The sequence below is a fragment of the uncultured Methylobacterium sp. genome (assembly GCF_964251405.1).
Classification (GTDB): Bacteria; Pseudomonadota; Alphaproteobacteria; order Rhizobiales; family Beijerinckiaceae; genus Methylobacterium.
Genome location: NZ_CAXUJR010000019.1, coordinates 1 through 7425 on the forward strand (window position 1 = coordinate 1; position 7425 = coordinate 7425).

General features: G+C 71.9%; 8 protein-coding genes. 3 read left to right on the forward strand and 5 right to left on the reverse strand.

The genetic code is table 11. The features are described from left to right. From ACFE7U_RS05585 to ACFE7U_RS05595, 3 genes are all read right to left on the reverse strand, one after another. Positions 1-689: ribonuclease T (locus ACFE7U_RS05585; protein ID WP_375408742.1), on the reverse strand; the 689-nt coding region annotated here is incomplete at its 3' end. After that, positions 686-1153, reverse strand: coding sequence for a hypothetical protein (locus tag ACFE7U_RS05590; protein ID WP_375408743.1), 468 nt, complete (start codon positions 1151-1153; stop codon positions 686-688). The genes ACFE7U_RS05585 and ACFE7U_RS05590, both read right to left, overlap by 4 nt. 130 nt (positions 1154-1283) lie before the next feature. Next, a complete protein-coding gene (locus tag ACFE7U_RS05595) occupies positions 1284-2300 on the reverse strand; it encodes an extensin family protein (RefSeq protein WP_375408744.1) in 1017 nt (338 codons plus the stop codon). 114 nt (positions 2301-2414) lie between these two features. Here ACFE7U_RS05595 and ACFE7U_RS05600 point away from each other — a divergent pair, with 114 nt between their 5' ends. Together ACFE7U_RS05600 and ACFE7U_RS05605 are read left to right on the forward strand one after the other, a co-directional pair. Next, on the forward strand, positions 2415-3647 hold the full coding sequence (locus ACFE7U_RS05600; RefSeq protein ID WP_375408745.1) for an amidase: 1233 nt from the start codon (positions 2415-2417) through the stop codon (positions 3645-3647). 35 nt (positions 3648-3682) lie between these two features. Beyond that, positions 3683-4438, forward strand: coding sequence for a methyltransferase domain-containing protein (locus ACFE7U_RS05605; RefSeq protein ID WP_375408746.1), 756 nt, complete (start codon positions 3683-3685; stop codon positions 4436-4438). Positions 4439-4448: 10 nt separating this feature from the next. On the opposite strand, the gene metW is transcribed toward ACFE7U_RS05605, so the two are convergent. Beyond that, positions 4449-5138, reverse strand: a complete 690-nt coding sequence (gene metW / locus ACFE7U_RS05610) for a methionine biosynthesis protein MetW (RefSeq protein WP_375408747.1) — start codon at positions 5136-5138, stop codon at positions 4449-4451. Continuing rightward, positions 5135-6349, reverse strand: a complete 1215-nt coding sequence (locus tag ACFE7U_RS05615; RefSeq protein WP_375408748.1) for a homoserine O-acetyltransferase — start codon at positions 6347-6349, stop codon at positions 5135-5137. The genes metW and ACFE7U_RS05615 overlap by 4 nt, the downstream gene beginning before the upstream one ends. A gap of 200 nt (positions 6350-6549) precedes the next feature. Here ACFE7U_RS05615 and ACFE7U_RS05620 point away from each other — a divergent pair, with 200 nt between their 5' ends. Continuing rightward, complete coding sequence (locus tag ACFE7U_RS05620; protein WP_375408749.1) at positions 6550-7401, forward strand: chorismate mutase; 852 nt, start codon at positions 6550-6552, stop codon at positions 7399-7401. Positions 7402-7425 lie beyond the last annotated feature (24 nt).

The window sequence follows — 7425 nt, forward strand, 5'->3', positions numbered from 1 at the left end:
TCGATCGCCACCTCGCCGGCCCGGCAGTTCTGGCGGGCGAGTTCGGGGCAGGGGGCGAAGTTGCGCAGGTCCTTGGCAAAGCAGATGCGGACCTCCTGCAACTGGCCGCGGCTGCAGGTCACCGACATCATGTCGGGCCGCAGCCCGCGATTGGCCATGACGAACTGGCGGGCGATCTCGATGGGGGCGGCCCGGCGCTCGCTCGTCGCGCTCGTGAAGGCCTCCGGGATGGTCACGGCCTCCCGCGCTTGCCTCGCCGCACGGAAATAAGAGGTCGGGTCGAGGCCCGAGCAGGTCCCGTGCTTGCGCCACTCGTGACGGGCGAGGCCCTCCGACGGATAGACCTCGCCAGCGACCTCGATGGCCTGTCGGGTCGGCGACCGCACGACGCTGGAGCAATCGGACGGGTAGCCGCGGTTGTATTGCGGCCACAGACCATGGACGACGAAGCCCAGGCCTCGCCCAGGCCGGCACTGGCCATCCCCGTCACGCCGGCCCCCCGCACCCTCGCAATAGGCCGGCGACCACGACAGGGCGAGGACGTAGAAGTCGAACTCGCCGGGCGTGCCGCCGCGGCCATTGCCTGATCCTCGCTCGGAATTTTGGCCGGGATCCGGGCCGAAGCCCTGGGCGAGAGCCGGGCTCGCAGCGGCGACGAAGGCCGCCGCGACGAGCGTGCGGAACCTCAAGGCCGGGCTTCGCGACAGGCCGTGGCGTAGGCGAAGGCGAGGTTGCGGTCGAGGCCGTGGACGCAGAACTCCACGCCCCAGCCCGCGCCGATGAGGCCGAGGCCCTCGCGCACGGAATAGTCGACCTTGCGCCGCACCCCGTCCGAGGTGGTGGCCACCGCCGAGCAGAACCGGCGCGGGTAGTAGTCGAGCCCCCACGGCCGCCAGGCGGTGCGGGCGATCCGCTCGTAGGAGACGATGGTCAGGGACGAGTTCCAGAACTTCGCCTCCTTCTCGGCGAACTGGGTCGCGACCCGCTCGAGGACGCTGGCATCCTGGCAGCCGGGAATGTCGCCGTCGAACGGGAACAGCCGCTCCTCGGCAGGCGTGATCTCCTCGCGCGCCGAGCGTGCGAGGGCGGGCTCGACCGCGCCCGCGAGAGCGAGGCCGAGGGCCAGGGCGGTGAGGGTGGGATTCGGTCGCATGCCGGCATCGTCCGCTGGAGGTCGTCGGGTTGCCCAGGACGATGGCGGGTGCCCGGGCGGTGTCAAGCGCGAGGCGGATGCGGATGGTGCTTTCGTGCCCGGCTGGGCTTTGGGGGGCACACCCCCGTCGTCAGTAGATCGGCCCCGGCATCGCCCCCGGCGCGGACAGCGACATCGGCTCCTCGAAGCCCGGTGCCGGTTCGTCGTAGGCCGCCACGGCGCGCGGTGCAGCGGGGCGATAGGCAGGGATCCTGGGCGGGACGGCGGCGTAGGCGGAGGGAGCCGGCGGCGCGGACGGCGCACGGGCGATCTGGCTCGGGCGGGGGCCGGGCGCCTGCCGGGAGGACATCGGCGAGACGCCGTAGGGATCGTCCTCCTCGATGTCGACAGGACTCTGGGGCGGTGCAGCCTGGTAGGGGGCCGGGCGCGGCCGCGAGACCAGGCGACCGGCCCCGTCCGCGCCGAGCTGCGGCGTGAATTTGATCGACGGCTGGCAGATCCGCCGCAGGCCGCGCGGGTCGTGGCGAGCGAGATCGACGTGGATATGGTCGTAGTGGAAGACGTTGGAGCCCGGTGCCAGCACCGTGGCGAAGCGCTGGCACGCACCCACGAATACCTCGCGCAGGAAGCCCTGCTCGGCCTCCGTGCCGCGCCAGCCGCCCTTGACGGTGATGACGTATCCGTCCGCGAGCTTGAACGACATGATGTCGAGGGCATTGCCGAAGGAATGCTCGGAGAGCTTGGCGCCGGCCTGGTTGTTGCGCCCGCGGCACGCGTAGGAGCCCGCGTTGATCTCCGCCACCGGCTGCCCGAAATAAAGGTTCGCGGCCGGCTGGATCGTGTCGGCGAGCCAGGCCTCGGCCTCCGCCAGCGCCGGGCAGGCCAGGGTCATGCGCTGCTTGAGCGCCACCGCGCCGCCGCCGAGCCGGGTCACCCGGAACGGCTGCTGCATGCCGCAGGTGCCCGGCCCCTCGATCGCCTTCACGGGGGTGACGAACTCCGTCGCCTGTACGAGGCGCTTGGCGAGGCAGGCCTGCTCGGCCTGGTCGCGCCAAGGCTCGCGCTGCTCGAACTTGTTGAGCGCACAGCCGGTGAGCCCCGCGCCGAACAGCGCAAGGGCGGAGAACGCGAGAACGCTACGCCACATGACCGGAAGAATGCGAGGGATCGCGTAAACGGGGCGTCAACGCTGAGGGACGATCGCGGGCCGCCCTGTGGACGGCTGTTGACAGATGCCGCGGCGCGCAACACGGGAGGAGCCATGCTGTCCGTCGTCGATCTCCGCACCCGCATCGCCTCCGGCGCCCTCACGCCTCAGGGGGCGGTCGCCCTCTCCCTGGAGGCCATCGCCCGCCACGAGCCCGGGGTCGGCGCCCTCGTCCGCCACCAGGCCGAACCGGTGATCGCCGCGTCCGGTCCGCTCGCCGGCATCGCGGTGGGCATCAAGGACATCATCGACACCGCCGACATGCCCACCGAGATGGGCTCACCCATCTATGCCGGCTGGCAACCCAAGGCCGACGCGGCCATCGTCTCGCGCTTGCGCGCGCTCGGCGCGGTGCCGTTCGCCAAGACCACGACCTGCCCCTTCGCCGGCCTGGACCCGACCCTGACGCGCAACCCGCGCGACCCGGGCCATACCCCCGGAGGCTCCTCGGCCGGCTCGGCGGCGGCGGTGGCAGCCGGGATGCTGCCCATGGCGCTCGGCACCCAGACAGGCGGATCGGTGATCCGGCCGGCGGCCTATTGCGGAATCGCCGCCGTCAAGCCGTCGTTCCGGCTGCTGCCGATGGTGGGCGTCAAGACCTTCTCCTGGGCGCTCGACACGCTCGGACTGTTCGGTGCGGGCGTGCGCGACGTCGCCCATGCCCTGTCCGTGATCGCCGGGCGCCCCGCCCTCGACCTGTCCGAAGCGCCCGGCGCTCCCCGGATTGGTCTCGTCATGCAGGACTTCGCCGGCATCCCCGACGCGGCCGCTCTCGACGCCCTCGCGCTGGCTGGCCGAGCGGCCGAGGCCGCAGGCGCCAGCCTGAGCGATCTCGCCCTGCCGGGCGCCCTGGCGGAGGCGTTCGCCGCCCACGGCACGGTTCAGGATTTCGAGGCGCGCCAGGCCCTGGCCTGGGAATACGCCCATCACCGCGCAGCGATCACCCCCCTGCTCGGGCCGCAGCTCGATGCGGCGCAGGCCATCACGGCGGAGGATTACGACGCCGCACGACGCGTCGCCCATCGCGGCCGGCGCGCGCTGAAGGACGTGTTCGACGAGGTCGACGTGCTGCTCACGGTGTCCGCCCCCGGCCGTGCCCCGGCCGGGCTCGGCAGCACCGGGGCGTCGTCCTTCAACCGCCTCTGGACCTTGATGGGCGTGCCCTGCGTCAACATTCCGGTGCCGGGGGACGGCCTTCCGCTCGGGGTCCAGGTCATCGCCCGCTTCGGCGACGACGGGCGCGCGCTCGCTGCGGCGCGACTCATCGAGAAGGCCCTGTCGACGTAGGGGGCCGGACTCGGACCGGCGGGGCATCGCACGCCATGCCGTCCTGGAAACCCGCCGTCGCCAGCGCTTTCGACCGGGCCGAGGGCTACGAGGCCGCCGCCGCGACCCAGGCGATCGTGGCTGACCGGCTCGCCGCGACCATCCTGCGCCAGGACCTTCCCCCAGTGCCCCGGGTCCTGGAGATCGGCTGCGGCACGGGGCTGCTCACCCGAAGGCTGCGCGAGGCCTTCCCGGCCTCGCCGCTGCTCGTCACCGACCTTGCGCCCGCCATGGTGGCCCGCTGCCGGGCGCGCATGCCCGACGAGACCACGCGCTTCCTCGTCATGGATGCCGAACGTCCGTGCTTGCGACCCGGCTTCGACCTCGTCGCCTCGAGTCTCGCGGCGCAGTGGTTCGAGGACTTGCCCGGCACGGTGCGGGCGCTCTCCGGGCTGCTCGCGCCGCGCGGTCTTCTCGCGGTGACCACCCTTGCGGCCGGCACCTTTCGCGAGTGGGCCGAGGCGCATGCCGGAGAGGGATTGGCTTCGGCGACACCGGCCTATCCCTCCGGCGACGGGCTCACGGCGCTCGCCTGCGAGGGCTGCGCCGTCGCCGTCTCCGTCGCTCCGGTGGTGGAGGCTCACGCGGATGGCCGGGCGTTCCTACGCTCCCTGCGCGCGATCGGCGCCGCCACGCCGGGCGCGGACCGCTCCCTGACTCCCGGTGCCCTGCGACGGGTGCTGCGCCGCTTCGATGCGGGCGGCGCACGGGTGACCTACGAGGTCGCAACGCTCCTGATCCGGCGGCGGTGAGGCCGCGGCCTCAACTCCGCACCAATTCACCCCGTCGCAGCAGGAACACCCCCTGCGCGCCCATCAGGTTCCACACCCACCACGGCATCGCGAACCGCATCGGCCGGCCGCTGACGTCGAGCGCCGTTGCGGTCTCGATCTGGGCTCCCACCGTCCGGCACAAGCCGACGAAGTCGCGGATGGTGCAGTGATGGATGTTCTGGGTCTCGTACCAGGCCTCCGGCATCAGCGTGGTCACGGGCATGCGACCGCGCAACGCCAGTTCGGCCCGCACCCGCCAATGCCCGAAATTCGGGAAGGAGATCACGACCTGACGGCCGATGCGCAGGAGATGCTCCAGCACGATGCGCGGGTTGCGGGTCGCCTGGATGGTCTGAGAGAGGACGACCACGTCGAAGGCGTCGTCGGGGTAGTTCTCGAGGTCGGTGTCGGCATCGCCCTGGATCACCGGCAGGCCCCGCGCCAGGCAGGCGTTGACGCCCTCGCGCGAGAGCTCGATGCCGCGCCCGTCGACGCCGCGACGGTCGCGCAAAAGCGCGAGCAGCGAGCCGTCGCCGCAGCCGATGTCGAGGACGCGGGCATTGGCGGGCACGAGGCCGAGCACGATGAGGTGGTCGACGCGCGCGCCGCTGTCGTCGCCCCGCGGCAGCGCGTCGGCCCCGTCCCACGGCACCGCGGCGGCATCGCGAAGGGTCTTCACAGGCCGCGCGCCCGGGCGGCGGCCTCGATGAAGCCCTTGGCGGCGGCGAACATCACCGGTTCGTCGAGGAGGAAGGCGTCGTGGCCCTTGTCGCTCTCGACCTCGACGAAGGCGACCGGCGCCGAGGCGGCGTTGAGGGCATGCACGATCGCCCGCGAATCGGCGGTGGGAAACAGCCAGTCCGAGGTGAAGGACATCACGCAGAAGCGGGTCTTCGTGCCCTTGAACGCCTTGGCGAGCACGCCGCCATGGTCGGCGGCGAGGTCGAAATAATCCATTGCGCGGGTGAGATAGAGGTAGGCGTTGGCGTCGAAGCGCTCGACGAAGCTGAGTCCCTGGTGGCGCAGGTAGCTCTCGATCTGGAAGTCGGCGTTGAACGAGAAGGTCGGCGCGGACCCGCCCTGGAATCGGCGCCCGAACTTGCGATGGAGTGCGGGCTCCGACAGGTAGGTGATGTGCGCGCCCATGCGGGCGACGCCGAGTCCCTTTGCCGGACGCGTGCCCTCTTCGAGGTAGCGCCCCTCGGCCCAGGCCGGATCGGCCATGATCGCCTGGCGCCCGACCTCGTGGAAGGCGATGTTCTGCGCCGAGTGCCGGGCGCCGGTGGCGATCGGCATCGCGGCGAACACGCGCTCCGGGTAGCTCGCCGCCCATTGGAGCACCTGCATCCCCCCCATCGAGCCGCCGATGCACAGGAACAGGTCGGGGATCCCCAAGCGATCGAGCAGCATCGCCTGGCCCCGGACCATGTCGCGGATGGTCACCAGGGGAAAGTCGAGGCCGTAGGGCCGGCCCGTCTCCGGGTTGGTCGAGGCCGGCCCGGTCGAGCCCATGCAGCTCCCGATCACGTTGGAGCAGATCACGAAGTACCGGTCCGTATCGACCGGCTTGCCGGGTCCGACCAGGGTCTCCCACCAGCCGGGCTTGCCGGTGACGGGATGGGTGTGGGCGAAATGCTGGTCGCCGGTCAGCGCGTGGCAGATCAGCACCGCGTTGGAGCGGTCCGCGTTGAGCGTCCCCGCGGTCTGGTAGGCGATCTGGAACGGCGCGATGGCTTGCCCGGCATCCATGGCCAGGGGCTCGTCCGGCCCGAACAGGGCGACGGGGCTCTTCGGGTCGGCGGCCTGGGACGGGTCCGGCGCGAGCACGCGCGCGGCGGCGTCGTCCACGGAGGCGCCCGGTGCCGCGGCAAGGTCGAGGGAAGTGTCCATGGCGGGTCTTGACGGTTCCGTCCGTCGCGGGCGTTCGCATGTTCGCGGGAAAAGCAGTGCCCGTCCTCGGGCCTGACATGCGAGGTAATGTGCGCTCATCCGGGCGTCAACGAAAGGACCGCCGCGGTCGCGGACTGGCCCTTGGTCGCGGGAGACCCTAGAGACGGTCACGGCCCATCGTTACAGACCCCTTGTCCCGCATGCGCTTCACCACCAGACCCGCGCCGCCCCTCGACGATCTCGCCGATCTGCGCGCCGAAATCGACCGGATCGATGCGGAGATGCATGCGCTCCTGATCCAGCGCGGTTCGATCATCGACCGGCTGATCGCGGTCAAGAAGACCTCGGCCAGCGGCTCCGCCTTCCGACCCGGCCGCGAGGCCGGGATGATGCGCCGTGTGGCCGAGCGTCACCGCGGCCTCCTGCCGTTGGATACGGTGGAAGGCATCTGGCGGGTCATCATCGCCACCTTCACCTGGGTGCAGGCGCCGTTCTCGGTGCATGCCGACATCTCCGGCGGCGATGCGGCCATGCGCGACTCCGCGCGGTTCCATTTCGGCTTCACGGTGCCCTACCGGTCGCATCCGACCTGCCTCGCGGTGATCGAGGCGGTCGCGGCCTCGCGCGGGGATCTCGGCATCTTCCGCCTCGACCCGGCCGGCGAGACGCCCGCCTCCCTCGCAGCACCCTGGTGGGAGGGGCTGGTCGGCGAGGGCCGGCCCAAGGTGATCGCGCGCCTGCCCTTCATCGAGCGGCCGACGCACCCGGCCGGCACCCCGGTCTTCGTGGTCTCGAACCCGCTCGACGACCCGGCCGCGGCCCAGCGCGATTGGGTGCTCTACGCCACCAAGGTCGCCACCTGGACCCCGCAGGCGGTGCGTGCCCTGCAGGACCTCTACGGCGAGGTGGTGGCGCGCGACGAGAGCAGCCTCCTCCTCGCGGTCCCGGGCGGCGCCGGCGCGAGGCAGTTGCGCGAGACCCTGGAGCGCGCCGGCGCCGGACCGTCGCGCCTCGACGAGGTCGGCAGCCACGCCGCGCGCTTCCGGGTGTGAGCCGGTCCGGCCCCGCTCAGGCCA